At 73.0% G+C, this 24,818-nt stretch carries 26 protein-coding genes; 10 read left to right on the top strand and 16 right to left on the bottom strand.

The features are described 5' to 3' along the window. Positions 1-178: 178 nt before the first annotated feature. Positions 179-1,138, top strand: a complete 960-nt coding sequence (locus tag BLS56_RS20435; RefSeq protein WP_091453395.1) for a (2Fe-2S)-binding protein — start codon at positions 179-181, stop codon at positions 1,136-1,138. A 195-nt stretch (positions 1,139-1,333) separates the two neighbouring features. On the opposite strand, the gene BLS56_RS20430 is transcribed toward BLS56_RS20435, so the two are convergent. Beyond that, a complete protein-coding gene (locus tag BLS56_RS20430; protein ID WP_091453393.1) occupies positions 1,334-1,840 on the bottom strand; it encodes a DinB family protein in 507 nt (168 codons plus the stop codon). A 33-nt stretch (positions 1,841-1,873) separates the two neighbouring features. Further along, complete coding sequence (locus BLS56_RS20425; protein WP_228771796.1) at positions 1,874-2,743, bottom strand: class I SAM-dependent methyltransferase; 870 nt, start codon at positions 2,741-2,743, stop codon at positions 1,874-1,876. A gap of 86 nt (positions 2,744-2,829) precedes the next feature. On the opposite strand from BLS56_RS20425, the gene BLS56_RS20420 reads away from it, so the two are divergent. Then, positions 2,830-3,543 carry a methyltransferase domain-containing protein gene (locus BLS56_RS20420; protein ID WP_091453392.1) on the top strand — a complete coding sequence of 238 codons (714 nt, stop codon included), beginning with the start codon at positions 2,830-2,832 and terminating at the stop codon, positions 3,541-3,543. 275 nt (positions 3,544-3,818) lie between these two features. After that, positions 3,819-4,580 (top strand): multinuclear nonheme iron-dependent oxidase, encoded by a 762-nt coding sequence (locus tag BLS56_RS20415; protein ID WP_091453390.1) that lies wholly within the window; start codon positions 3,819-3,821, stop codon positions 4,578-4,580. A 174-nt stretch (positions 4,581-4,754) separates the two neighbouring features. On the opposite strand, the gene BLS56_RS20410 is transcribed toward BLS56_RS20415, so the two are convergent. The 6 genes from BLS56_RS20410 to BLS56_RS20385 form a co-directional block, all read right to left on the bottom strand. Beyond that, positions 4,755-5,438: a hypothetical protein gene (locus tag BLS56_RS20410; RefSeq protein ID WP_091453389.1), complete on the bottom strand. Its 684-nt coding sequence runs from the start codon at positions 5,436-5,438 to the stop codon at positions 4,755-4,757. A gap of 78 nt (positions 5,439-5,516) precedes the next feature. After that, positions 5,517-6,251: a DJ-1/PfpI family protein gene (locus tag BLS56_RS20405; RefSeq protein WP_091453386.1), complete on the bottom strand. Its 735-nt coding sequence runs from the start codon at positions 6,249-6,251 to the stop codon at positions 5,517-5,519. Positions 6,252-6,262: 11 nt separating this feature from the next. Then, positions 6,263-7,222, bottom strand: coding sequence for a GlxA family transcriptional regulator (locus BLS56_RS20400; protein WP_091453383.1), 960 nt, complete (start codon positions 7,220-7,222; stop codon positions 6,263-6,265). Between the two features lie 130 nt (positions 7,223-7,352). After that, positions 7,353-8,552: a lipase family protein gene (locus tag BLS56_RS20395; protein ID WP_091453699.1), complete on the bottom strand. Its 1,200-nt coding sequence runs from the start codon at positions 8,550-8,552 to the stop codon at positions 7,353-7,355. A gap of 677 nt (positions 8,553-9,229) precedes the next feature. Then, positions 9,230-9,817: a TetR/AcrR family transcriptional regulator gene (locus tag BLS56_RS20390; RefSeq protein ID WP_091453380.1), complete on the bottom strand. Its 588-nt coding sequence runs from the start codon at positions 9,815-9,817 to the stop codon at positions 9,230-9,232. A gap of 6 nt (positions 9,818-9,823) precedes the next feature. Next, on the bottom strand, positions 9,824-10,687 hold the full coding sequence (locus BLS56_RS20385; RefSeq protein ID WP_091453378.1) for an alpha/beta fold hydrolase: 864 nt from the start codon (positions 10,685-10,687) through the stop codon (positions 9,824-9,826). A 104-nt stretch (positions 10,688-10,791) separates the two neighbouring features. Between BLS56_RS20385 and BLS56_RS20380 the strand changes: the two genes are divergently transcribed. Beyond that, positions 10,792-11,508, top strand: coding sequence for a Clp protease N-terminal domain-containing protein (locus tag BLS56_RS20380; RefSeq protein ID WP_091453376.1), 717 nt, complete (start codon positions 10,792-10,794; stop codon positions 11,506-11,508). Positions 11,509-12,050: 542 nt separating this feature from the next. Here the strand turns inward: BLS56_RS20380 and BLS56_RS20375 are convergent. The 3 genes from BLS56_RS20375 to BLS56_RS20365 form a co-directional block, all read right to left on the bottom strand. Then, the gene (locus tag BLS56_RS20375) at positions 12,051-12,650 is read right to left on the bottom strand and encodes a DUF4232 domain-containing protein (protein WP_091453374.1); all 600 of its coding nucleotides are present in this window, start codon (positions 12,648-12,650) and stop codon (positions 12,051-12,053) included. 38 nt (positions 12,651-12,688) lie between these two features. Then, complete coding sequence (locus tag BLS56_RS20370; RefSeq protein ID WP_091453372.1) at positions 12,689-13,273, bottom strand: copper chaperone PCu(A)C; 585 nt, start codon at positions 13,271-13,273, stop codon at positions 12,689-12,691. A 95-nt stretch (positions 13,274-13,368) separates the two neighbouring features. Continuing rightward, positions 13,369-13,890, bottom strand: a complete 522-nt coding sequence (locus BLS56_RS20365; protein ID WP_175482946.1) for an SPW repeat protein — start codon at positions 13,888-13,890, stop codon at positions 13,369-13,371. A gap of 187 nt (positions 13,891-14,077) precedes the next feature. Here BLS56_RS20365 and BLS56_RS20360 point away from each other — a divergent pair, with 187 nt between their 5' ends. Beyond that, complete coding sequence (locus BLS56_RS20360) at positions 14,078-14,593, top strand: hypothetical protein (RefSeq protein ID WP_091453368.1); 516 nt, start codon at positions 14,078-14,080, stop codon at positions 14,591-14,593. Between the two features lie 54 nt (positions 14,594-14,647). On the opposite strand, the gene BLS56_RS20355 is transcribed toward BLS56_RS20360, so the two are convergent. Beyond that, positions 14,648-15,616, bottom strand: coding sequence for a class I SAM-dependent methyltransferase (locus BLS56_RS20355; protein WP_091453365.1), 969 nt, complete (start codon positions 15,614-15,616; stop codon positions 14,648-14,650). An 80-nt stretch (positions 15,617-15,696) separates the two neighbouring features. Here BLS56_RS20355 and BLS56_RS20350 point away from each other — a divergent pair, with 80 nt between their 5' ends. Further along, positions 15,697-17,661 (top strand): NACHT domain-containing protein, encoded by a 1,965-nt coding sequence (locus tag BLS56_RS20350; RefSeq protein WP_091453362.1) that lies wholly within the window; start codon positions 15,697-15,699, stop codon positions 17,659-17,661. On the opposite strand, the gene BLS56_RS20345 is transcribed toward BLS56_RS20350, so the two are convergent. Genes BLS56_RS20345 through BLS56_RS20335 form a run of 3 tightly spaced genes read right to left on the bottom strand, consistent with a single transcriptional unit; the run spans position 17,552 to position 20,264 of the window. After that, a complete protein-coding gene (locus tag BLS56_RS20345) occupies positions 17,552-18,289 on the bottom strand; it encodes a hypothetical protein (protein ID WP_139190846.1) in 738 nt (245 codons plus the stop codon). The two genes, BLS56_RS20350 and BLS56_RS20345, sit on opposite strands and share 110 nt — an antisense overlap. A gap of 46 nt (positions 18,290-18,335) precedes the next feature. Further along, positions 18,336-19,304, bottom strand: coding sequence for a hypothetical protein (locus BLS56_RS20340; protein WP_091453358.1), 969 nt, complete (start codon positions 19,302-19,304; stop codon positions 18,336-18,338). Positions 19,305-19,310: 6 nt separating this feature from the next. Further along, positions 19,311-20,264: a GlxA family transcriptional regulator gene (locus BLS56_RS20335; protein WP_091453355.1), complete on the bottom strand. Its 954-nt coding sequence runs from the start codon at positions 20,262-20,264 to the stop codon at positions 19,311-19,313. A gap of 124 nt (positions 20,265-20,388) precedes the next feature. On the opposite strand from BLS56_RS20335, the gene BLS56_RS20330 reads away from it, so the two are divergent. Together BLS56_RS20330 and BLS56_RS20325 are read left to right on the top strand one after the other, a co-directional pair. After that, positions 20,389-21,033, top strand: coding sequence for a DJ-1/PfpI family protein (locus BLS56_RS20330; protein ID WP_091453353.1), 645 nt, complete (start codon positions 20,389-20,391; stop codon positions 21,031-21,033). Beyond that, a complete protein-coding gene (locus BLS56_RS20325; protein WP_091453350.1) occupies positions 21,030-21,461 on the top strand; it encodes a hypothetical protein in 432 nt (143 codons plus the stop codon). Before BLS56_RS20330 ends, BLS56_RS20325 begins: the two co-directional genes overlap by 4 nt. A gap of 225 nt (positions 21,462-21,686) precedes the next feature. On the opposite strand, the gene BLS56_RS30760 is transcribed toward BLS56_RS20325, so the two are convergent. After that, positions 21,687-21,872 carry a hypothetical protein gene (locus tag BLS56_RS30760; protein WP_139190844.1) on the bottom strand — a complete coding sequence of 62 codons (186 nt, stop codon included), beginning with the start codon at positions 21,870-21,872 and terminating at the stop codon, positions 21,687-21,689. A 425-nt stretch (positions 21,873-22,297) separates the two neighbouring features. Here BLS56_RS30760 and BLS56_RS20320 point away from each other — a divergent pair, with 425 nt between their 5' ends. Both BLS56_RS20320 and BLS56_RS20315 read left to right on the top strand, forming a co-directional pair. Beyond that, complete coding sequence (locus BLS56_RS20320; RefSeq protein ID WP_175482945.1) at positions 22,298-23,860, top strand: extracellular solute-binding protein; 1,563 nt, start codon at positions 22,298-22,300, stop codon at positions 23,858-23,860. A gap of 237 nt (positions 23,861-24,097) precedes the next feature. After that, positions 24,098-24,814, top strand: coding sequence for a hypothetical protein (locus BLS56_RS20315; RefSeq protein WP_139190842.1), 717 nt, complete (start codon positions 24,098-24,100; stop codon positions 24,812-24,814). Positions 24,815-24,818: the final 4 nt, after the last annotated feature.

Here is a 24,818-nt window from a genome sequence, read left to right as displayed (position 1 = left end):
GGGGACCCAGTGGTCACAATGTTCTTTACTTGACTTCCAGGAGAGTGGGCGCGGTTCGCGCAAGCAGTGAATCCACTCGAAAGAAACCGCGGCTCACGGGAACTCGAAGAGCATTCACCACGACTACCGCGATTATGGGCAATCCCCCGCTTGAGCCGGGCCGAGAAAGCGAGTCCCGATGAGCCCGCGCCTGACCAGCCAGCCGCGCCCCGCCGTCGCCGACCTGACCGCCGGGGCGGGCAGATCCGGCGGAACCTTCCGGCTCGGGCCTGGCTGTTCGGGGCTCGGGCCGGTGCTGGTCCGGGGCGGCTGGTCGTGCGCGGGCTCCGGGGACGCCGACATCGAGGTCCGCCGGGGCGCCCAGGGCTATCTCGGTCTCGCCGACGGGCGGGCGGCGCCGCTGCCCGACGTGGCGGCCGTGTCCGCGTGGGCCGCGGCCGTTTCCCGGTCGGGCCGGGTGGCGCGCCGGGCCGATGCGGCGCGGGTCGAGGCTGCGCTTGCCGACGCGGCGGTAGTCAGCGCTTACGTGACCGCGGACAACGCTGACGGCGTGCCTCTGCGCGCGCTCTATGGCGACCGCGCCGCGTTGGGCGAGGCGGTGGCGCGGGTCGGCAGGAGGTTGGGCGTCGCCGAGGCGCGGGTGGCGGCGTCGGCGCTGCACTTCGGGATCGTGACCCGGGTGTGGTCGGTCGCGATCGGCGCGCTGGCCGCCGGTGGGGTGGTGCCCGACGTGGACCGGGTGCGGTTTCGGCTGACCGGCGACGCGTTCGTGCGGCTGTCGCTGCCGGAGCCGGGCGGGTGGACCGCGCCCGCCGACCCGGCGCCGCTGCTGTCGCGCCTGGTCGTCGACGAGCACCTGCGGCCGCTGCACCGGGCGCTGCGGGCCGCGACCCGGGTGGCCGAGGGGCTGCTGTGGGGAAACGCGGCCGCCGCCCTGCGGATGGCCGCCGAGACCGGCGGCGACCCCGCCCGGCGGCTGTTCGGCACCCCGGAACTCGCGGCGGCGCTGTCCCCGGACGGCACACGCCGCAGCTGCTGCCTCTACTACCGCGCGCACGCGGGCGCCGTCTGCGGCGACTGCCCGCTCGACGGCGCCGCCGTCACGGCGTGCCGGGGGAAGCCGCAGGCCACCCCGTGACGATCCCGATGGCGCCCAGGGACGACCGGCCCCCACGGCGAACAGGACAAGCCCGAGAGCCGCAGGACGTCGCCCTCGTCGTCGAGTCCGACGGCGGGCGGCGTCGCGGCGGTGTCGTCTGCCATCGCGCACCGGACCTTCCGCTGTCCCACGATGGTGCGGCGGCACCCACGCAGGAGCCGCCACCGGTGCCGCTCAGACGCCGGTCGCGCCGTCGATGCGCTCGCGGATGAGGTCGGCGTGGCCGACGTGGCGGGCGTACTCGGCGACCATGTGGGTGTAGATCCACCGCAAGGTGACCGCGCCGCCCGGGAAGGGGCTGGTCCGCGCCAGATCGCGGTCAGCGCAGTTGGCCCGGGCGCGGGCGATCTCGGTTTCCCAGGCGGACCGGGCTGCCTCGAACGTGACGTCTGCGGAGACGGCGAACCCGCCGTCGTGGCCGCTGGGGTCGGTGGCGGGGCCGTAGACGGGCGGCGCGTCCTCGCCGACCAGCACGCGGCGGAACCAGGTGCGCTCGACCTCGGTCAGGTGCTGGACAAGGCCGAGCAGGGTCAGCGGCGACGGCGGCGCCGACGCGGTCCGCAACTGCTCCTCGGTGAGGCCTGCGCACTTCTCGGCCAGGGTGGCCCGGTAGAAGTCGAGCCAGCCCGCCAGGGTCGCGCGCTCGTCGGCGTCGCGCGGCGGCATCGGTCGGGTAGTCATGGCCCAAGAGTGCCCCAGCGGGCCGACAAGAAGTCAGGCGCGGATCGCGCTGATCAGGCCGCCGCCGCCCGGCTCGCGGCCGAGGCCGTCCAACAGGCCGGGCCTGCCGTAGGCGGCTGCCCGCTCGGCCGGGTCGAACACGGTGGCCCGCCAGCCGTGCTCGGCCAGCCACGCCACCGGGTCCTCCGGCGCGCCCGAGCGCCACATCCGCACGACGTCCGCGCCGAGGGTGTCGCCCTGCTCAAGGCTGCTCTTGGACTTGTCCAGCCGGTTCTGGCTCACCACGGTCAGCGCCAGCCTGCTGCCCGGCGCGGACAGCGCGCCGATCCGGCCGAGCAGTTCCTCGTTCTGCGCCGCGGTGAAGTACATGAGCAGGCCCTCGGCGATCCACGCCGTCGGGACGGCGGTGTCCAGTCCGGCGGCGGCGAGCGCGGCTGGCCAGTCGGCGACCAGGTCTGCCGGGACGGCGATCCGCTCGCACCGGGGCGTCGCGCCCGCGTCGGCGAGCACGTCCCGCTTGAAGTCCAGCATCACCGGCAGGTCAAGCTCGAACACCCGAGTGCCGGGCGGCCAGTCCAGCCGGAACGCCCGGGTGTCCAAGCCCGCGCCGAGCAGGACGACCTGGCGGCAGCCCGCGGCGGCGGCTGTGTGGGCGAACTCGTCCAGGAAGCGGGTGCGGACCGGGACCGAGCGCATCAGCAGCAGCCAGTTCGGCGGCGCCTGCCGCTCGGCCTCCGCGATGTCCGACGGCGGCTGCGGCCACCCGGCGGCGGTCAGGAACCGGGCCGCCAGCGGGTCGTCGAACCAGCGGTCCGGGCGCGCGCTCTCCTGGGCGCGCAGGGCGGCCACCCCGATCGCGGTCATCCCCACCCCGTCCGGCACGGCCGCCGTCTTGTCGCTCACCTGATCAAAGATACGGCCGCGCGTTCACTTTCCGGCCCGCCGGGTAACCGCGACTCGGACTATCCCGCCCGCGGAAAGGACCGCCCGTGCTCCACGCCCCGCTCGGCGACACCCGCCTGCAGCACCTGGACCGCTACCTCGACACCGCCGCCCACGAGTTGTTCGACCACGACCGGCGCCTGCGCGGCCTCGACCTCAAAGCCGAGTTCCGCGGCGGGGTCGCGCACCTGACCGGCGCCGTGGCCGAGCCAGGGCACCTGCGCCTGGCCAGGGACCTGCTCGGCAGGCTGGCGGGCGTGCTCGCGGTCTGGGACCGGGTGCTGGTCGCGGGCCGGACGCCGGTGATCCTCGACATCGGCTGCGGCGACACCAAGCAGTACCCGGACAGCATCGGCGTCGACCTGCGCGCGGCCCGGGACGTGGACGTGGTGGCCGACCTGCGCGACGGCCTGCCGTTCCCGGACGCGAGCGCGGACCGGGTCTTCGCCGTGCACGTCCTGGAACACCTGGTCGACTTCCTGCCGCTGGTGGACGAGTGCCACCGCGTCCTGCGCCCCGGCGGCATCCTGCACGTGCTGTCTCCCTGGTGGCGGTATGTGAACGCGGTGGCCGACCCGACCCACGTCCGCCTGCTCGACGTGCAGACGATGAAGGGGATCTGCGACCGCGTCGACACCGGCCTGCGCTGGCACCCGCTGCACGCGGGCTGCGACGGCGCCAGCGTCTTCGCGGACCTGATGAAGGTCGACGCCGACGCGCCCGCGCCCGCCCGCGAGCACCTGGCGCGGTTCTTCGACTGACCGGCCGCATCGTGGATTGTCGGCTGGCGGCGGCAGGTGGGTCCACCCGTTCTCTGCTTCCGGCGTCACGACCAGCGTCGTGCCGGTGAAACCCGGTCGGACCTGCTCTTACCTACGGGTCGACCGACAGCCGTGTGCGTCTCTCGACACAGTTCGGGGATAGCCGTGTCGACTTCCCCATTCCCCAATCCACTCTGGCGGGTGACACCCGAGTGGGTCGTTTGCCGCCCTCGGCCCGGGGTAGGCGAACCCGGTCGACGAAGGCGGGGTCGGGTATGGGTTCGCTTGGCGAGTTGCCGATGCTGGGGTCCGGGCTTGGACACCGGGCCGAGTGGGAACCCGGGCTGCGCCAAGGGGTTCTCGGCGCGCAGTGGGTGGAGTTCATCGTGGAGCGGTGGGCGGAGGTGCCCGCCGGGGTGCGGGCGGGGCTGCGGGAACTCGCCGTCCCCGTGGCGCCGCACGGCGTGGGCCGGGCCGTCGACGTGCCCGGGGAACCGGACGGCGCGGAACTGGCCGCGTGCGCCGCGCTGGTGGCCGACCTGGACGCGCCCTGGTTCAGCGGGCACCTCTGGTTCGCCCAGCGCAAAGCCGCCCGCGACCTGGGCCGCGCCGCCCAACGGCTGCGGGACAGCGTCGGGGCGCCGTTCCTGCTGGAGAACACCGAACACGCCGCGCCAGACGCGCCGGAGTTCATCACCGAGGTGCTGGAGCACTGCGAGTGCGGCCTGGTGCTGAACCTGGCCCGGCTGGCCAGGGACTGCCCAGACCCGGCGGGTTTCCTGGACCGGATACCCATCGAGCGGGTGGTGGAGGCGCACCTCACCGCGGGCGCCGCACCGGCCGCGACCACCGTCGAGACCCACCGCGACCCGGTGCCGCCCCCGGTCTGGGACCTGCTGGCGACCCTGGTCACCCGGGCTCCGCTACGCGGCTCGGTGGTGGAACGCGACGGCGGCGGACCGACCGACGTCGCGGAGGTGATCGCCGACCTCACCAAGGCACGCGCGTTGCTATCGGACCGACGACAACGCCCCTGACCCGTTCCTCATGCGGTCACCGGTCGTCCCATCGACCGGTTCACCGCCTCGTGCGACCCCGTGCCCCCCAGCCCGCGGCCGCGACCGCCTACTCACGCCGGTCCGTCCGCGTGGGGTCAGCCACCAGTTGAAACCCGGGCGCGGCCGGGCCCCCACCGGCAACGGGCAGCACCGTCACAGGCCGACGCGGTAATTGATCACTACGTGGTCCTCGGGCGGGCCTGGCTGGAGGTCGACGGAGTTGATGTTGAACCAGCCGTAGGCGCCCCGGGAGGTGCGGAAGCAGTACTGCGAGCCGATGGCGGAGGGGGTGAGCGGTCCGGTAGTCGACCGCCCCTCCTTCACCGTCTTGGGGCAGTCGGTCTTCGCGTCGGACTCGGTGCCGTAGTAGTAGAACAGGGCGGCTCGGCTGGCCGTGACGGTCAAGTCGTCGCTGAAGTGCAGGTCGATGTCGCCGTCGGGGCCGGACACCTCCTCCGCATTGGCTTCCGGCGCGTCGAGGTCGACCCCGTACCCCGGTTCGAGTCGGATCTGCGAGGACACGTCGTCGTCCGCTGCCCGGGGGGCGGCCGAACGGGCCGAAGGGACGCTGGACCGCGAAGCGCTCGACGGCGCGGCGCCCCTGGACGAGGTGGCCGGGGGCGAACCGGGGTCAGGCGAGACGGTGACGCTCTCGGTCACGGTGGTGGCAGCGGCCGCGGCGGCGCCTTGCTTGCGGCCCGCCGCGTACGCTCCGACGATGGCGACGGTCAGGGCGAGGGCCGCGATCACCACGATGACGGCGACGCGGCGACGGCCGGAACGCGCTGTCCGGGCCGCCGGGGTCAGTGGGTCGTTGGCCTGATTGGCATTTCGCACACGTGCTCCCGAGGACAAGTGCTGTAATCCCCGACCACGGTGATCAAACCATGCCCGCCCTGGGCCGTCGCGGCCGGATCAGGAACTCGGGGCGCGGCGCCGCCCGCGGGCGCGGAACCGGTCGAGTGCTTCCCGCCAGGCGACCTGAGGGATGGCGATGGCGGTGCGGGCGTTGGCGCCCGCGCGCACCAGTTCCGCGCGGGCCTGGCGCAGCACCCGGGGGCTCGCCTTGTCCGGGTGGCCCATGTCGAACGGCGGCCGCGGGTCGTACTCGATCAGCAGCTGGATGGTCTCCGCGCGTTCACGGCCGTGGATCTCGCCGACCAGCCACAGCGCGAGGTCCAGCCCCGCCGACACACCGGCCGCGGTGGCGATGTCGCCCGAGCGCACGATCCGCTCGCTGGGGCACGAGATGGCCCCGAACGCGGCCAGCCCGGACTGCGCCAGCCAGTGCGTCGTCGCCCGCTTGCCGCGCAGCAGACCGGCCGCGGCGAGGATGAGGGCCCCGGAGCACACCGACGTCGTCCAGCGGGCCGTCGGGTGCACCGCGCGCAGCCAGTCGAGCAGCGCGCGGTCGGCCATCGCGGTCGCGGTCGCGGCGGACGAGCCGGGCACCAGCACCAGGTCGGGCGCGGGGGTCTCGGCGTAGGTGTGAGTGACGCCGAGGAACAGCACGCCGCTGTCGGCGGCGACCGGTCCCGGCCGCGCGCCGACGAACCGGATCTCGGTGTCCGGCATCAGGTTGAGCACCTCGTACGGGCCCAGCGCGTCGAGCGCGGTGAGGCCGGGGTAGAGCACGATGGCGACCTGCATCGGGTTTCTCCTCATGTGGTGCGGAATCGGGCGCGGTAATCGGCGGGCGGCACACCCAGCACGCGCAGGAAGGCCCGGCGCATCGTCTCGTCGCTGCCGAAGCCGCTGCGCCGGGAGACCGCCTCGACCGACAGGGTGGAGCGTTCGAGCAGGTCGCGGGCGGCCTCGACGCGCACCCGCTCGACGAACCGGGCGGGTGTGGTCCCGGTCTGCGCGCAGAAGAGCCTGCCGAGGTGCCGCTCGGACATCCCGGCCCGCCGGGCGAGCCGGGCCGCGCGGTGGTCGGCGGCAGGCTCCGCGGCGATCGCGTCGAGCACCGGCCGCAGCGGTGACTCGGCGGCCACGCCGTGGTCGAGCCGCGCGGAGAACTGCGACTGCCCGCCCGGCCGCTGCAGGAACACCACCAGGCCGCGGGCGACCGCGCGGGCGACGTCCGCGCCGTGGTCGGCCTCCACCAGCGCGAGCGCGAGGTCGATGCCCGCGGTCACCCCCGCGGAGGTGTAGACCGCGCCCGCGCGCACGAAGATCCGGTCGGGCTCCACCCGGACGTCGGGGTAGCGGCGCGCCAACTCCGCGCACACCAGCCAGTGCGTCGTCGCGGGCCGCCCCGCCAGCAGGCCCGCCTCGGCGAGCAGGAACGCCCCGCTGCACACCGAGCACACCCGCCGCGACCGCCCGGCGACCCGCCGGATCTCGGCGACGAAGTCGGGCGCCGACGCCGCGTCCACCCCGAACCCGCCCGCCACGACGAGGGTGTCGACGTTCTCGGCGAGATCGGCGAGCGCACGGTCGGCGGCCATCGTCAGCCCGGAGTCCGCCCGCACGGCCGCCCCGTCGGGCGAGGCGACGACAAGCCGGTACCCCTGGTCGCCCAGCACCCGGTTCGCCACGGCGAACACCTCGGCTGGGCCGACGGCGTCGAGCATCTGGATGCCCGGGTACACCACGAGCGCGACGAGACGTTCGGCCATGACTCCAGCCTCGGCGGCGGCCCCGATGTCCGCAAGGACGGGTGCCCCTCGGATTCGGACATGGACCCGGGAAAGCGAACGGCCCGCCGGTGACAGTCATCGGCGGGCCGTTAGCTGACGTGCTGGGAACTCAGCAGTTGGAGGTGGCGGGCTTGCCCGCGACCCGGTCCTGCAGGAAGGCGAACGCCTCGGCGTTGCCGATGTAGATCGGGGTGATGTGGTCCTGGTCGGGGATGACCTTCCAGGTCAGGTTCACTCCGGCGCCGCAGTAGGTCTTGTGCAGCGTGTCGGCCTGGCCGAAGGCGACGATGTTGTCGGCCGAACCGTGGTACTGGTACACCGGGACCTTGATCGGGGTGGCGCCGAGCTTGTTCTCGGCCAGCCGCGCCGCCCACGCCGGGGTCACGAACACCGACTGGGTGAAGTAGTCCGAGATCTTCTTGTTCGCGTACTTGGTGAGCAGCTCGAACGTGCAGGAGTCCTTGCTCATGTCGTCGTACGCGGCCTTGCCCGCCGGGGTGAGCGCGCTGTAGAGGTCGAGCTCGGGGTAGGCGTTGGCGAGGCCGAGCAGGGCGTAGAGGAAGAAGCCCGAACCCCACTTGGCGTCCAGCGGCAGGCCGACCATGACCAGGTCGGCGGGCACGCCGCCCGCGGCGACGCCGACCAGGTTCAGCTCGGGGGCGTAGGTCGGGTGCAGCTGCCCCGCCCACATCGCGGCGCCGCCGCCCTGCGAGTAGCCCTTGAGCACGACCTTCGCGCCCGCGGCGACCTTCGTCTCGGAGAACTTCTGCGCCGCGCGGACCGCGTCGAGCGTGGTGCGGCCCATGGACTGGCCGGTCATGTAGGTGGTCTTCGGGTCCGGCTTGTAGCCCTCGTAGTCGGGCAGCGCGATCGCGTAGCCCGCCTTGATGAAGTCATCGATCGCGGGCTGCTCGTAGTGCGAGCCGGTCTGCTCCATGATCGAGGGGGCGCAGAGGAACGCGGGCCCCTGGGTGCCGGAGGTGACGGCGGCGATGGGCGCGGTGGCCGGGTTCGCGCTCTTCGGCATGATGATCGTGCCGGTCACCGCGATGGGCTTGCCCAGCGCGCTGTTCGACAGGTACATGATCTGCCAGGAGTTGGCGATCGCCCCGCGCGGGCCCGGCCGCGCGGGCCGCCAGCGGATGACGTCGCCCGGCTGCCCTTGGGGCAGCGGTGACGGCGGGGTGTAGAAGCTGTCGTCGGCGGGCCCGGTGCCGCCGGGCAGCGGCGGATTCCCACTGACGGGAGCCGCGCTGGACGGGGTCACGCCGAGCGCCACGACCGCGGAACCGGCCACAACGGTCGCCATGGCGGCCGAGAACACCCGCCCGAGGCGCGCGGCACGCGCGGACGACTTCGGGCGGCGACTCTGCCGCGAGCGAGCGAACATACTCAGCACCGCATGTACCTCCGAGCGACGACGGAGTCACGAGGCCGCAGCGCCGCCCTGCCCGGTTTGCGCGGTGGGCACAAAGTTCGGGATGGGCATGTGTGGCATCGTGACTAATTCAACCAGTATTTACTCTTGCTGGAATGAGCGTAGCATCCGAGGAATCACTCCACTAAGCGAAGTTTTTTATCAGATCCGATTGCTTCCGGGCGCGCTTATTTATCCACGCACTACGGATCGGACGGCCGAATCCCCATGTCGGCACAGGTGATGCCCCCTGCGGCAGCCCGCTCGGACAGATCGGGCCCGCCGGGAATCCCCGCGTCCCGCGATACCTCTCGGGTGGACGGTAAATCACTGCCCACGAACGCGGCACACGCCCGCCTACCGGCAATAATGACATCGTACGACGAACGGTGTTTCCGGCGATCCCCATTCCGCGGCAGCGACTGGGACCGGGGCAAGCGGATCGGGCGCCTGCCGGTGTTGCCTGCCGTCGGCTGGCCGCGCCCGGCGGTTGGCTTGGGCGGGTTGGCTCGATGGGGTGGGTTTGCTCCTTCGCTCCACCCACCGAGCACTGGGCACTGCCGGGTGACCTAGCCGATCAGACCGGCGATCCAGGTGCCCAATGCCTGCTCGGCTTGCGCCCTGATCTGGGCCGGGTCGTCCGCGTCTGCGATGAGGAGGGCGGCTTCGGTGAGGGCGCTGAGGATGAGGCGGGACAGCACGCCGACCGGTTGGGGGCGGACCAGGCCCGCGTCGGTGGCCAGGGTGAACGCCTCGATCAGCAGGGCAAGGCCGAACTCGGCCTCGATGGCGCGCCAGTCGCTCCAGCCCAGCACCCGGGGGGCGTCGAGCAGGGACACCTGCCGGACCTCGGGGCGCGCGCAGGCATCGAGGAAGGCGGTCAGCGCGGCGGCGATGCCGGTGGGGAGGTCTGGGGCGCTGGTCATGGCGGTCCGGATCTCGGCGGTGATCTCGGCTTCCAAGCCGACCACGACGTCGCGGAAGAGGGCTTTCTTGTCCGCGTAGTGGTGGTAGAGCGCGCCCCGGGTGACGCCCGCTGCGCGCACGATCTCGTCGGCGGGCACCGCGTCGTACCCGCGGGCGGCGAACAGCGCGCGGGCCGCGGCCGTCAGGGCGGCCTTCGTGCCGCGGGAGCGGTCCTGCTGACTACGGCGCATGGCCAGTCAGTGTGCCAATCCGAACACCTTCTCCCGCGCGAACCCGACGATCAGCTCGCCCAGGGCGGCGGGCTGGTCCTCGGGCACGAAGGTGTGGCTGTCCGGGATCTCCGCGATCCGGGCGTCCGGCAGGACCTCGGCGAGCCGGTGGGCCAGCGACATCGGGAAGAGCCGGTCCTCTGCCGCCCAGGCCAGCAGGACCGGCCGCCGGAAGTCCGCCAGTTTCCGCGCGGCGGCGAGGGTGTGCCGCCGGTGCACGCCGCGCAGGAACCGGCCCAGGTCCGCGCGGACACCGCGGTCCCGCCACACCGGGTCGACGTAGGAGTGGATCGCCGCGCCGGGGATGGGCCGCTTGGCGATCCAGCCGTAGCCGAACGGGAGCCCGCGCACGAACCGGCTGCGCAGCGCCGCCGCGGTCAGCCACATCGCCCCCGGCACCCGCGCCAGCGGCGGCAGCGGCGCGAACATCGGCGGGAAGAAGCGCTCGAAGGCGTCGGACGGGGTCAGCACCACGCCCGCGATCCGGTCGGGGTGCTCGGCCATCAGGATCTGGGTGAGCGCGCCGCCGGTGTCGTTTGCCACGAGCAGGACATCGCGCAGGTCCAACTCGGCGAGGAAGTCCGCGATGAGCCGGGCCAGGCCGGGCGGGCTCAGGTCGGCGCCGGGGGCCATCGGCCGCCGGTGCGAGCCCAGCGGCCAGTCCGGGGCGAGGCAGCGGTAGCCCGCCCCGGCGACCAGCGGCAGGACGTCGCGCCACAGGTCCGCGTTGACCAGCAGCCCGTGCACGAACACCACCGGGCGGCCCTCGCCCATCTCCACATAGTCCAGCACCCCTTGGTCGAGCCGGGCCTGGCATGTCCGTTCCAGCATTCCGTCCTCCCCCGCGTCAGTTACATACATACCGTATGTATGTAAGACTTGGTTGACCATACCCCCATGTAGGGTTATAACAGGGGGTATCGAAGGGGGCGGACATGCCGAAGATCAACGTGTACCTGCCGGACGACCTGGCCGAGGCGGTCAAGGCGACCGGGGTGCCGGTGTCGGCGATCTGCCAGCGGGCGCTGGAGCAGTCGGTGAAGCGGGTGGCCGCGATCCGGGCGACCGTGCTGGGCGATCTCGACGCCGACGATCCGACGGCGCGGCTGTCGCAGTTCACCGAGCGGACGCGGGCCGTGCTCAGGCTGGCGATCGAGCGGGCGCGGGCGGACGGCTCGGCCGCCGTCGGCACCGAGCACCTGCTGCACGGCATCCTCGCCGAGGGCGGGAACCTCGCCCTGCAAGTGCTGCGCGTCCTGGAGATCGACCCCGGCCAGGTGGCCCGCGCGCTGGCCGACGCCGGGTCCGGGCGGGCCGGGGACGCGACGAGGTTCAGCGGGCCCGCCGCCAACGCGGTGGAACTGGCCGTGACCGAGGCGATTTCGCTGGGGCACAACTATGTCGGCTGCGAGCACCTGCTGCTCGGCCTCGTCGGCGAGCCAGAGGGGACCGCCGGGAGCGTCCTGCGGAGCCTGGGCGTCGACCTGCGCTCCACCCGGCGGACGGTCGAGGCCGCGCTCAGCGGCTACACGCACCTGCGCGCGCAGTCCGGCGGCGGCTCCGACGCGGCCGCCGCGATCGCCGCCGTGGTCCAGCGGGAACTGCGGCCGGTGCTCGACCGGCTCGACCGGTTGGAACAGCGGGGAGTCTGAGTGTCCTGTTCGGACTCACCGATCCGCGTGGCGCTGCGGCGGGTCCTCCGGCAGGCCGCGATCACCGTGGCGCTGCTGTCAATCATGATGGGAGTGGTGTGATGGCACGGGTTCCGCTCGTGGCCACCGGCGACACGGTCGCCTACCGGCGGCATTCCGGCCCGCCCTCGGTCGCCTCGGGCGCGCGGCGTCGTGCTGGAGGGCACCGGGGCCGGGCACGCGCCCGTCGACCTGCTCACCGCCATCGGCGAGTGGACCAAGTGGGACATCCCGCTGGCACGACGCGACCGGCCTGGCGACCAGGGCCGGGCCATCAGCGCCCGCGCGGCCTGGCCCCTGGACACACGCGGACCACCTGATGGTCGCCCTCGGCGCGGGCGGCGTCTCCGCGGTCCGCGACTGGTTCGACGGGCTTCGGTGCCGATCAGGACCACGGCGCCGCGCCGGGCTCCCGTGTCGCCTGCCCGGCGGCGTCGGCCGCCCCGGCACGGCATGGCGTGTCCCGGTTCCCGGCCCAGGCCCCGGGCGTTCGACGGTTCCCGTCAGCGGGCGTGGTAGGCGCTGCCTTCGATGCGGCCGTGCCCGCACACCGGGCCGAAGGACCAGGCCACCGGGACCGGCTCCGTCCCGTCCGGCGGGATCACTTCGAGCCGCTCCGGTGTGGCCTGGCACGGCCCGGTCACGGGTTCCCCCGGGCCGGGCACGACGCCCCAGTGCAGGTCCTTCTCCGCGGCGGCGCCGGGGGCGAGGACCACGAGCTCCGGCGCCGGATCGGGCACGCGCACCGCGTCCGTCGGCAGTGGCTCGCCTCCCGGCCCGATCAGCCGCAGGGCCCCGTACCCGTAGAGGGTGCACGGCTGCTCGCCGCCGTTGACCACCGTGAGGGTCGCGTACCGGTTGCCCGCGGCCGCGCCCACCTCACCGATCTCCCCCCGCAGCATCGAGGCCGTGCAGCGCGTGGTCCCGCCGGGCGCGGCCACGTCCTCGGGCTGCTCGGGGACGGCGGCTGGCGAGGTGGGAACCGTGGTGGCGCCGCCCGTCGCCGCTCGTCCCGTCGTGTCCGGGCCGGAAGGCGCCTGCCCGCAGGCGGCCAGCGCCAGGAGCGTTCCTGTCGCCGCGACGAGTCGCGGTCCGATCGTCATGGGTCTTCCCCTCCGAAGGTCGTCGCGGTGGTGGTCCTTCACCCGCCCGCCGGTCCTGTCGTCGGCGCGGCCGGTTCGGTGGTCCCCTGGCAGGCCAGTGGCGCGGGCACGTCCGCGGTGCCCTGCGGCTGTACCAGCACGTCCACCGTGACGTTCCCCGCGCGGGTGAAGGTGAACGTCACCGGGATGGTGGTGCCGGGGCGCACGGTCTGGGTCACCTGATCGAGGGCCAGGTAGTACGGCAGGTGCCCGGTCTCGCCCGTGCCCGGTGTCCCCGGCACCGTCCCCTCGGCGAGGACGGTGATCGCCTCCACCCGCTCGGCGTCGCCGTCGCACTCCTTGTCCCATCGGGGGACCACCGCGCGGGCGACGGGGCTGGTGACGCCGACGAGCGCGTCGTCCTCCCGCGCCTTGTTGAACAACGACAGCCGGATGGTCGCGCTGTCGCCTGGTTCGTATCCCCCGTCCTCCGGGCGCTGGACGTAGACGTTGCGCAGCAGCACCTGGCCCACTTCGGCGTTGGTGCCCATCGTGGAGAGCGCGTCGTTCTCACGAACCTCACCGCCGCACCCGGCCGCCGCGGTCACCAGGACGGCGACGAGACCGATTCGCTTCCGCGTCATGCCCACCGCCTACCCGCTGTCGTGGCGTATTCACCGGCGCCGGGTAACAATCGGAACTCGAGTGTGGAAAGGCGCCGGTGGCGGGGCGGGCGCGGTCAGCGCGCGGGCGCCTCGCCCCGGGCGCGGTCCGCGCGGGCAGCGAAGGTGAGCAGTGCGCTTGTCCCGGACAGCACGACGATCAGGACGCCCACGACCACGTCGTTGCCCACCGACGCGGGTGCGGTGTCCGGGTGGCCCAGCGCGAACGGCGCGGCGATGAGCCAGAAGCCCAGCGCGGCGTTGACCAGGCTGAGCCAGGCCACCGAGCGCGGCAGCGCGACGCGGACCAGCGCCAGCGCGGCGACCACGCCGCCGACGACGATGTCGTTCCAGAAGGGGCTGCCCGTGGGGTAGCCGAGCGCGAACGGCGCGATGATCAGCCAGACCCCGGCCAGCAGGACCAGCCCGCTGGGCAGGGTGGCGGCGAACCCGTCCCGGGCACGCGCGCCGGTCATCGTCCGGTCGACCGCGGGCTCGGCCGTCGACGCCCGCGGGCCGGTCTTGGGCTGCGCACCCAGCGCGGGGTCGACGGGGTGACCGGCGCGGTCGTTCGCCGGGGTGCCACCGGGTGTCGTCATCAGCGAACTCCTCCACGTGATACGGCGTGTCATGTCGATGAGGTAGTCCCCGTGCCGGGCGGCGGCAATCCCGATGGCGGCCGACCGAGACATCTCCGTGATGTCGGGCGATCGGGTGACAGCGCGCATCACCACGGCGGCGGTGGGTAGCCCTGTCCCACCTCGACACCCGCACCGAAAGGCGATCATGATCGACCACCGCTCCCGCCGCTCGCTCCGCCTGCTCGCCACCACCATCGCGCTCGGCGTGGCCCCGCTGTTGGCCGCCTGCGGCGACGACGACACCCCCGACCCCGGAGCGGACGTCCCCGGTGTGCCCACCACGACCACGGTCCAGCCCGGTCAGTCCGACGGCGACGACGGGCAGGACGCGGGCGCGGGCTACTTCGCCGATGACAAGCACGTGGGCAGGCAGGTCACCGTCACCGCCCCCGTCAAGCAGGACCTCACCGACGAGTCCGTCGTCCTCGACGCGAGTGACCAGGGCGACGACACACTGCTCGTGCTCTTCAAGGGCGAGCAGGCCGACTTCGGCGAGGGCACGACGGTCACGGTCACCGGCACCGTGCAGCGGTTCGCCTACGACAAGTACAGCGGCGAGTACGGCCTCGCCGAGGCCGCCCTGTTCGAGACCTACGCCGACGAGGAATTCCTGCTCGCCGACACCATCACCCGCCCAGGGGCCGCCACACCCACCAGTTGACCCGCCTCGGCCCGGCCTCCGGGCGGCTCGCACCGGAGCCGGGCCGAGTCCTCCCTACCCGCGGGCGGCCGTCTGGAAGTGCCAGATGATCGCGGCGGGCGTGCCCGCCGCGGCGGCTTGGGCCGCTTCTGGAACCAGGGTGGCCAGGGACCACGGCCACAGGTCCCACGGTCCCAACCCCGGCGGGGTGTCGTTGACGGGCTGCGTGTCGTTGACGGGCTGCCGCCCAGCGGGTTCCGGCGCCGACGAAGGCCGCGCGGTGGGATTCGGCGCCGGATCGTCTTGCGGTGCGGGCAAACCGGGTTCCTCGCAGCGCAGCGGGCGCATACCCGCCGCGAGGGCGGCGCGCAGGAAGTCGCCGACCCGGTGCGGATGCGCGACCAGCCTGCCGGGCCTGCCGTCCGGGCCGCGCACGGTGGGGACCGAGCCGCGGGCGACGCTTTCCGGGTGGATGTCGGAGATCACCAGGTGTCCGCCTGGCCGCAGGACCCGGGCGAACTCCGCCAGCACCGGGTTGAGGTCGGGCACGTGGGTCAGCGCGAGCGAGCAGACCACCAGGTCCGCCTCGGCGTCGGAAACCGGCAGCCGACGCAGGTCGCCGAGCCGGAACTCGGCTTCGGGGACCCGCTCGCGCGCCAGCGCGAGCATGTCGGGTGAGCTGTCGACGCCGATCACGCTGTGCCCGTGCGCGGCGAGCGCCCGCGCCATCCGGCCGGTGCCGCAGGCCGCGTCCAGGGCGCGGCCCGAGGGCAGCGCGCCGACGATCTCCTCGACCACGGGGCCGTCGACGTCGAAAGCGGTGTTGGCGTTGTCGTAGGTCGGCGACCACAGCCGGTAGCCCGTGACCGTGTCGACCCGCTCGACCTGCACAGCCGCGTCCGCCAGCGACTCGTCGTCGAGCAACCGGCGGATCTCGGCGATCCGCGCGGCCACGAAGTCGCTGTCGTGCTCGCCGCGGAAAGCGCGCAGCAACGCGATTCCTTCGACACCAAGCAGATACGCCAGTGGGTGCTCGTAGATCATGGACGGAGGCTAGCCACGCGCCTGCCCCGCCTGCCACCGAGTTACTGGCGTCAGCCACCCGGGTTGGGTTAACTGTCCAGGTGTCCCGACGTGTCGCGCTCACCCAGGTCGCCGTGTGGGGGTTGCTGGTTCTCGGGTTGACGCTGATGTGGGCGCGCAAGGACGCGGGCGCGGCTGCGACGCTGCTGACGATCCTGTCCGGCGCGGCCGCGGTGACCCAGTTCCTGTCCGCCACCAAGTGGAAACCGGCCGCGCGAGCCAGTTCCGCCGAGCAGGTGGACGCGGCGGCCGACGCGCTGGCCGCCGAGGTGCGCAAGCAGTGGGAGGCGGAGGCGCGCAGGCGGTCGCTGGACCGGTCGCGCCGATTACCCGTGCGCTGCCGCATCCCGCGCGGCTCCCACGAGATCGACCTCGACCAGTTCGTCGCCGACTTCGCCGACGATCCCCGGCGCACCGTTGTCGTCGGGGAACCGGGCTCGGGCAAGACCGGGCTGTGCCTGCTGCTGACGCTGGAACTGCTGCGGCGGCCGGAGGCGCGCCGGGTGCCGGTGCTGCTGCAGATCTCCGCGTGGAATCCCGCCGAGAACCTTGACTCCTGGCTGTTGTCCAGCCTGCTCGACATTTACCCGTTCCTCGCCAACGAGTCGCGGTATGGCCCTACCGCCGCCCGGGAACTGCTGAACCAGGACCGGATCCTGCTGGTGCTCGACGGGCTTGACGAACTGGCCGAGGACCAGCGGCCCGCCGCGCTGCGGGCGCTGGACGCCGATCTCGGCAGCGCCCGCCCGTCCGTGCTCACCTGCCGCGCCGCCGAGTTCGCCGCGGCCAACGCCGGGGGCGTGATCAGCGACTCGCACGTGGTCGAGTTGCTGCCGCTGCCCGACGAGGCGATCGCGGGCTATCTGCGCGAGTCGACCCCGCAGGCGAGCGTCGAGCGCTGGGCGCCGGTCCTGGCCGACCTCACCGAGCGGACCGGCACCCCGCTCGGGCACGCGCTGCGCACGCCGCTGATGCTGTCGCTGGCGCGCGCCGTGTACGCCGATCCGCGCAAGGACCCGGCCGCCCTGCTGCGGGTGCCGGACGCCGAGCAGGTCGAAGCCACCCTGCTGGACGAGTTCACCCGCCAGGCGTTCACCACCCGGCCGCCGTCGCCGCTGCAGAACCCCGCGCACGAGCCGCCGCGCTGGAACCCGGAGCAGGCCGAGCGCTGGTTGTCCTATCTGGCGCGGGAGTTCCGGGACCTGTCGTGGTGGCGGCTGTGGCGCGCGGTCCCGACGACGGTGTTCGTCATGCGCGGCGTGCTGGTGGGCGGGCCGCTCGCCGCGCTGCTGGGCTGGCTGCTGCTCGGCCTGTTCGGCCAGCCGGGCCTTGGCCTGCTGCTCGGCGCGGCCATCGGCGTCAGCGGCGGGACCGGGCTGGGCCTGCTCCCGGCCGAGGCCCCGCGCCGGTTCGTCCCCCGGGTGCTGCGCCGCGGCGAACTCGGCCGGGACCTGCTGTTCGGCGCCGTCGGCGCGGTCGCGGGCGGGGTGGCGGTCGGTGTCCTCTGGGGCGGTCTCTACGGCGTGGCGATCGGCCTGGTCTTCGGCGTCGCCTACGGGATGGTGCGCCGCTTCACCGAGCCGACCGAGCCGACCGAGGCGGTCACCCCCGAATCCTTGCACCGCGACGACAAGCGCGCGGTGCTGTTCGCCGCCGGTCTCGGCGCTGTGCTCGGCGGCCTGGCGGGCGGGTTCCTCGGCGGCGTCGTCGGGGTGTCCGGCCTGGGACTGGTGGTGCCGGTGGCCCACCCGGTGCTCGTCGGCCTGCTCGGCGCCGCGGTGGGCGTGCTGCTCGGGGCGGGCGGGCTCGGCCTGGCGATCTACGCGACCAGCGCGTCCAGCCGGTTCAACACCGCCCGGCTGTGGCTGGCGCTGCGCGGGCGGACCCCGGTGCGGCTCATGGCATTTCTGCGGGACGCCCACCGACTGGGCGTGCTGCGCCTGGTCGGGCCGACCTACCAGTTCCGGCACGAGTTGCTGCGCGACCGGCTGGCGCGGCGATCGTGACCACCACACTCGCGCCGAGCCGCCAGAACGTCTTGCGGCCGCTGGCTTGGAGGCCGTAGCGGGCGTCGGGGAACCGCGCCCGGGGCGGGGCCTCGGCGCGGATCGGGCGGAACCGGATGTCGCCGAATCTGCTGCTGGCACGTTCGATGGCGGCGGGCGGGTAGGTGAAGTCGATCTCGACGCGGGTGTCGGCGTCCGCCGACGCCAGCAGCCGGGCGGCCTGCTCGCCGTCGGACAGGTCGTAGACCCGGTCGCCGACGACACAGCGGACCACCTCGAACTCGCTGTCCCGCAAGGTTTCCGACCGCCGCGCCAGCCAGTCCGGCTCGAAGGCGCGCTGTCGCCGCTCCAGCGCCAGCAGATACACCTCGCGCGCGAGGGCGTAGAGGACCAGCACAACGGCGGCCGCGATGACCGGCGCCCGCGCGGAGTCCACGACCAGCGTCTGGGCCGCCAGCATCAGCGCGCCCGAGGACAGGGCGATGACCAGCGTCTGGTGGCGCGCCATGGTGAAGTCGGGTTCGCGGGGCGCGGCCATGGCCCGGGACAGGACCGTCGGGCGGGCGGCGAGGGGCACGGCCAGGTCAGGGCGGGGTGTTTCCCAGTCGCTCCACGTCTCACCGGCCATGGTCACACCTTCCCTTCTCGTCCCAGTCTGCCCGCGCGTGACGGGGCTAGCGCGTCTTTCCGTCCGCCAGGCTCCCCGCGCGCCGCAGCAGGACCGCCAGCGGCGTGCGGAATCCGCGCAGGACCCGGCCCAGGTTCGGGCACCGCCTGCGCGCGAACGACATCCACAGGGTCGCGTGCAGGACCGCGTAGAGTGGCCGCTCGCTGCCGTAGTGGGCGCGCAGCCGGGGCGCGAGGCCGCGCAGCGCGGCGCGGATGTCGTCCAGGGTCGCCTCCCCCCGCGTCGCGGCCGTGGCCACCCCGGTCGCCGCGTCCGGCTCGGCGTCCTGGTAGTCGTCGAGCCGTTGCAGGATCGCGCCGAGTTCGTAGACCAGGTCCGCCTCGACCCTGCTCATCGGCGGCGTGGCCAACGACAGCAGCACGACCATGCCGTGGCCGCCCTTGCCCTCGGTGATCCGCGCGATCTCCGCTGACCCGATCTCCGGGTCGGCCTGCCCGCGCGACCAGGCCTGGTGCTCGTGCACCGCGGCCAGCGCGGCGAAGACCACATCATGTGGGGCATCGGGGCTCCGATCGAGCCGCCGCTCGACTTCACGGTACAGACCGAGGAAAAGCCGCTCCATGTCACCGCGCGGCTCGAACGCCCCACCACGAAACAACTCCGCCAGCCGGTCGTCGAGTTCCGGTCCGCCGAAGTGGTCGAACAGGTCGTCGTACACCCGGGTGATCGCGCCGGTCAGGACCAGCAGGTCCGGCCGCACCGGCACCCGCGCCATCGCGGCGTACCCGGCGACGAGGAAGCCCAGTTTCACGCTCGTCGCCCGCAGCACCGCCGCCGCCCGCGCCCGGTCCCCCGGCTCCGGCACAGCCGCCGCGACGATCGGCGCGACCACCCGGTCGAACCCCGCCAGATACCCCGCGGCGCGCCGCCGCACCCCCGGGACCCGCCCGGCGAACGGCAGCGACCGCAGCAGGGCGCACAGGTCCCGCCAGAACCCGTCGTCGCGGCGGCCCACGCCTTCTCAGCCCGCGGTGGGGCGGCGGAAGGCGGCGCGGTAGGCGTTGGGGCTGGTGCCGACGACGCGTTTGAAGCGGTCGCGGAAGGTGGTCGGGGACGTGAAGCCGACCTCGGTGGCGATGCGGTCCACCGGGTGGGTGGTGGCCTCCAGGAGGTGTTGGGCGCGGCGCACGCGGGCCCGGTGGAGCCACTGCAGGGGCGTGGTGCCGGTCTGCTCGCGGAAGCGGCGGTTGAGGGTGCGGGCGCTCATGCCCGCGTGGGCGGCGATGTCGTCGAGGGCCAAGTCCTTGGCCGCGTTTTCCTCCAGCCATTGCAGGAGGGGTTCCAGCGTGGAACCTCGGGGCGTCGGCGGCTGGTCGTGGACGATGAACTGCGCTTGTCCGCCTTCGCGTTCCAGGGGCATGACCGACAGGCGGGCGGCGTCCGCGGCCACCGCGGAGCCGTGGTCGCGGCGGATCAGGTGCAGGCACAGGTCGAGCCCGGCGGCGGCGCCCGCCGAGGTGAGGAACTGGCCGTTGTCGACGTAGAGGACGTGCGGGTCGACGTCGATCTCCGGGTGGCGGGCGGCGAGCGCGGCCGCGGCGAGCCAGTGCGTGGTGGCGCGGCGGCCGTCGAGCAGGCCGGTGGCGGCGAGGACGAACGCGCCGACGCAGATCGAGGCGATGCGCGCGCCCGCGGCCGCGGCATGGCGGAGCGCGGCGATGGCTTCGGGCGGGACCGGTGCGGTCGGGTCGGTGAGGCCGGGGACGATGACCGTGTCCGCCTCGGCCAGGGCGGTCAGGTCGTGCGGCGGCTGGAAAGTGAACGCGGCGGTGGTGACGGTCGGTGTGGCGCCGCAGACGCGGACCTGGTAGGCGGGGCCGCCGTCGGGCAGCCGGGTGCGGGTGAAGACCTCGATCGGGGTGGCGAGGTCGAACGGGATGACCTGGTCCAGAGCCAGCACGGCGACGGTGCGCATGACCGGAACCTACTGGCCCGACCCGGCCGATGGCGAGAATCCGTTGGAACCTGGCAATCCGGCCACTTCTCCGGATCGCTCGCTGTCCCTAGCGTTTTCCCCACCCGAGACAAGGAGAGCGCGGATGCTTGCCCAGGTCGTGTTGTTCGACGGCTTCGACCCACTGGACGTCGTGGCCCCCTACGAGGTGCTGGCCGCGGGCGGGCCCATCGCCGATGGTGCGCTGACCGTCGAACTCGTCTCGGCCGAGGGGGCGCGCGAGGTGCCCAGCGGAATCAGCCCGCTGTCGTTGCGGGCGACGGCCCGACTGGAGCCCGCGCGCGCCGACCTGGTCGTCGTGCCGGGCGCGTCGGGGCGGCTGCCAGATGGCGACCAGGACACCCGGGAAGACAGCATTCCGGCGATCCTGGCCCGCGCGCTCGGCACCGGTTTGCCCGCGCTGCTCAAAGAATCCCTCGACCGGCCGGGGCTGACCGTGGCCACGGTGTGCGGCGGCTCGCTGCTGCTCGCGATGGCGGGCCTGATCACCGGCAGGCCCGCGACCACGCATCACCTGGGGCGCGACGCCCTGGCCGCCGCCGGGGCGGTCGCCATCGACGCGCGGGTGGTCGACGACGGCGACCTGGTGACCGGCGCCGCGGTGACCTCCGGCCTCGATGTGGCGCTGTACCTACTGGAACGCGAGGTGAGCCCGCGCGTCGCCCACGAGGTCGAAACCCTCATCGCGCACGAGCGCCGCGGCACGGTCTGGTCGGCGGGCGCGGCGTGACCAAGATCCTGCTCATCCTGCACGTGCTGGCCGCGATCGTGGCGATCGGCCCGGTGACGGTCGCGGCGAGCATGTTCCCCGCCGCCGCCCGCCGCGCGGGCAACAGCGACCAACTCGGTGTCCTGCACCGAATCTGCCGGGTCTACGCGGCGGTCGGGATCGCGGTCCCGGTGTTCGGCTTCGCCACCGCGGGCGCCATGCGGGTGATGGGCGACCCGTGGGTGATCGTCTCGATTCTGCTGACCGCCGCCGCGGCAGGCGTGCTGGCGCTGCTGATTCTCCCCCGCCAGAACCAGATCCTCGCCGCGGGCACGCCCGTTCCCGCCCTGAGCGCGCGGTTGGCCATGCACACCGGTGTGTTCAACCTGCTGTGGGCCACGGTCACCGTCCTGATGATCGTGCGCCCCGGCTCCACCACCGGGGCGTGACGATCAACTGAAGACGACCAGGCAAGTGAGCACCAGGCCGAGGATGTAGGCCGGATAGCCGATCCGGGCGGCCGTGGTCAGCTTGGCGTTCCAGGTCGTTGCGGCCGACGGTGGCCAGGCGTTTTCGGAGCATGGCGATCAGGACGCAGATCGCGGCCAGCCGGATGAAGGCGTAGTAGCCCCATTCCAGGGCGGCGGTGTAGCTGACCGACGGGAGTTGGGACGTCACGTTGTTGAGCAGCACCAGCGGAAGCAGGTTCTCTCATCGCCGGCCCGGCCCGCCTCGGTGTCCTCGAACACGATGGCGGCCGTCGCCGAGCCAAGGACCCGGGCGGCGTAGCCTGCGAGGAAGGCGCTTTCCGTGCGGGTGCCGAATATGCCGCGGAAGTACCAGTCGCTGTCCTCGGTCACCCGCGGCGCGCCCGCGGACGGGGTGACGGCGGGGATTCTCGCCCGCGCGGTTCACCTCGTCCAGGTGTTGTCGACCAGTTCGGCGAGCCAGCGCCACGCGGGCTCGTAGTCCTCGTCCTTGGCCAGCGCGACCGAGCGACTCCCGCTCCCGCGCCGGGTCGGACTCGCTCACCGCGATGGCCTGGTGGGTGAGGACGACAGCGGTGTCCGGCTTCTCCTGCGCCATCGCGGCCTCCGTTCGATATCGAGAAGGCCAAGGTAAACCGTTCCCGAACACCACGATCGAGAAATTTTTCCTTGCCCCCGAACGGGTTTGTCCGTTGACCGTCCGGGGATCGCCGGTCGCTGATTCGTTTTATCGGTGGATTGACAGCGTCGCCCGGTTGGTGTTCCGTAGTTTGCCCGATCACGGGAAAGGTGGGGACATGCCCGATTCCGGGGGACGCTGGAGTCCCCGCTATCGCGTCTTCGTGGTCACGCTGGTCCTGGTCGTGGTCATCGCCATCACCTCGACGTCCGTGCTGCTGACCTCGCTGCTGCTGGCGGCGGAGACGGACCACCGGTGGAGCGCGGGCTCGGTCCTGCGCCTGCTGGCGGTCGGGGTGGTGGTGATCCTTTCCGGCGTCTCGGTCAACTTCCTGCCCAAGGCGATCCGGACGGTCTGGCACAACCCCGAGCGGGCCAACATCGGGTTCGTGGACCTGGCGGGCAGGCTCGGCCGGGCGCTGCGGCGGCCGTTGAAGCAGGTCGGGATCGGGCTCACGGTGGTCGCCATCGTGGCCGCCGGGGTGGCCTTCCGCCCCGCGTCGACCGGTTTGGAGCCCGGGCCGCTGGTCCTGATGACCGGGTTCAGCGAGAGCGCGAGCGACCCGAGGTCGATGCTGGTGAACCAGTGGAACCAGCTCAATCCCGACAACCCCGTCGTCTTCAACGTCTCGCCGGGCGAGCCGGACCAGCAGAACGCCCGGATGGTCAACGACGCCAAGCCCGACGGCGAGCACGAGGCCGACGTCTACGTCCTCGACGTGGTGTGGATGGCCCAGTTCGCCGACCGCGGCTACATCCGCCCGCTGGACCAGGCCCGGCTCTCCGCGCAGGACACCGGCGACTTCGTGCCCAAGGTGCTCGACACCTGCAAGCGCGGCGGGACGCTGTGGGCGCTGCCGTTCAACACCGACGTCGGGCTGCTGTTCCACCGCACCGACATTCCCGGCGTCGTCAGCCCGAAGACCTGGGACGACTACTACGGTTCCGCCGCCAAGGCAGCGGCTGCCCGCACGCCCGGCGTCGCGGCGGCGAACGCCGCGCAGCTGGCCAACGAGGAAGTGCTGACCGTCACCGCGTTCGAGGCGATCTGGGCGGCGGGCGGCGAGGTGGTCGACAAGACCGGGCAGGTCCTGCACAACCCGGACAAGAGCGAGGTCTACTTCGGACAGGCCGACCTGAAGGGGATCGCGAACCTGGCGGCGGCCTCTCGGGACCCCGACATCGTGCTGACCGAGGACGACGAGGCCAGGAAGACCGCGGAGACCGCGGCGTCAGACGCGTTCCGGGAGGGCCGGACGCTGTACATGCGCAACTGGCCGGTCGCCGTGGACCGGGTGGGCGAGAGCGTGCCGTTCGGTGTCGCCGTCCCGCCCAGCCCGAGCGTGCTCGGCGGCCAGAACCTCGCGATCTCGGCGTCGACGGACAAGCCCCGGGCGGCGCAGGCGCTCATCGAGTTCCTCACCAGCGCGCAGAGCCAACTGCTCCTGTCCGAGATCGGCGGATTCGCCCCGACCCGGCAGTCCGCGTTCAGCAACGCGAAACGGCCCGACCGGCAGGCGGTGCGCACCGCGCTCGACGGGGCGCGCCTGCGTCCGGTCACCCGGAACTACCCGGAGTTCAGCCGCGTGTTCCGGCAGGGCATCCTGCGCGCCCTCAACGACAACGGGAAGCTGGAGGACGGTTTCGCCGAGGAACTGGCGGCCATCTTGCGGCGCCCGTGAGGCTTGCCTTGACGTGGACGGGCGAAGTTTGTTGTGAGGCGGCGAAAAGAAGCATGTGCGGCCGAAGGCTTCCCACCCTCTTTCACACGGGCGATCTTCCTTCGTAGGGGCCCCGAAGACCCCGCAAGCGGCAAGCAACCGGCGCGCGCCCGAAGGCCAAGCCGCCTGCGGAACTGGACGCCGCCCTGTCGCGATAAATCGCTCGGGCGGACCGCGGTGCTGGGAGATGATCGGGCGATGGGCAAAAACCATTCGGGTCGCGTCGACCAGCTCCGACTGGAGGTGGCTGAGGCGAATACTCCTACTCACGCCGGTTTCGAGGTGCGGGTGCGGGTCAACGGGGAGGTGTTGACCGCGGCGGGCGGGGGGCTGGGCATGGACCCGTACAAGGTCCTCGTCCCGGACAACCGCCTGGTGGCCACCGACGAGCCGCGGACAGTGCCGATCGGGCGCTGCTCGTGCGGCGACTACGGCTGCGGGCCGACCGACGTCGTCATTGTCCGGGAAGACGATCGGGTGCACTGGGAATGGCTGCCCCGGGCGGCCGAGAACCGCGCTTTCGTCTTCGCGGCGGCGACGTACGGCGCGGAGATCGCCCGGGCGTCCGCCGACCACTCGTGGGAGACCCCGGAGCGGACCGCCGGGCGGCTTGTCCTGGCGAACGTGGACCGGGAACGGCTGCGCGGCCTCGGCCTCGAGCCCCGGTCCGTCGGGAACGACTACCGTGATCCGGAGCTGTTCCAGGTGGGTCTCTGGATGGCGGACGACTACCAGGTTTTCGTGACCGTGCCGTGGCGGGGCCGCGGCCCCGAGAGCCTGGCGCGCGCGGTGTGCGCGAACCTCGCCGGTCCGGTGGACAACTGGGACGCGACCTGGCACGCCGTCAAGCCCAGCGTGACCAGGCCGCCCGCGATCGGGCCGTCCTGGCGGCGCTTCCGGCGCACCTTCGGCTGATCAC

The organism is Actinokineospora iranica (assembly GCF_900101685.1).
GTDB lineage: Bacteria > Actinomycetota > Actinomycetes > Mycobacteriales > Pseudonocardiaceae > Actinokineospora > Actinokineospora iranica.
Note: the sequence above shows the minus strand (reverse complement) of the source record. Positions and strands in the feature narration are given on the sequence as shown.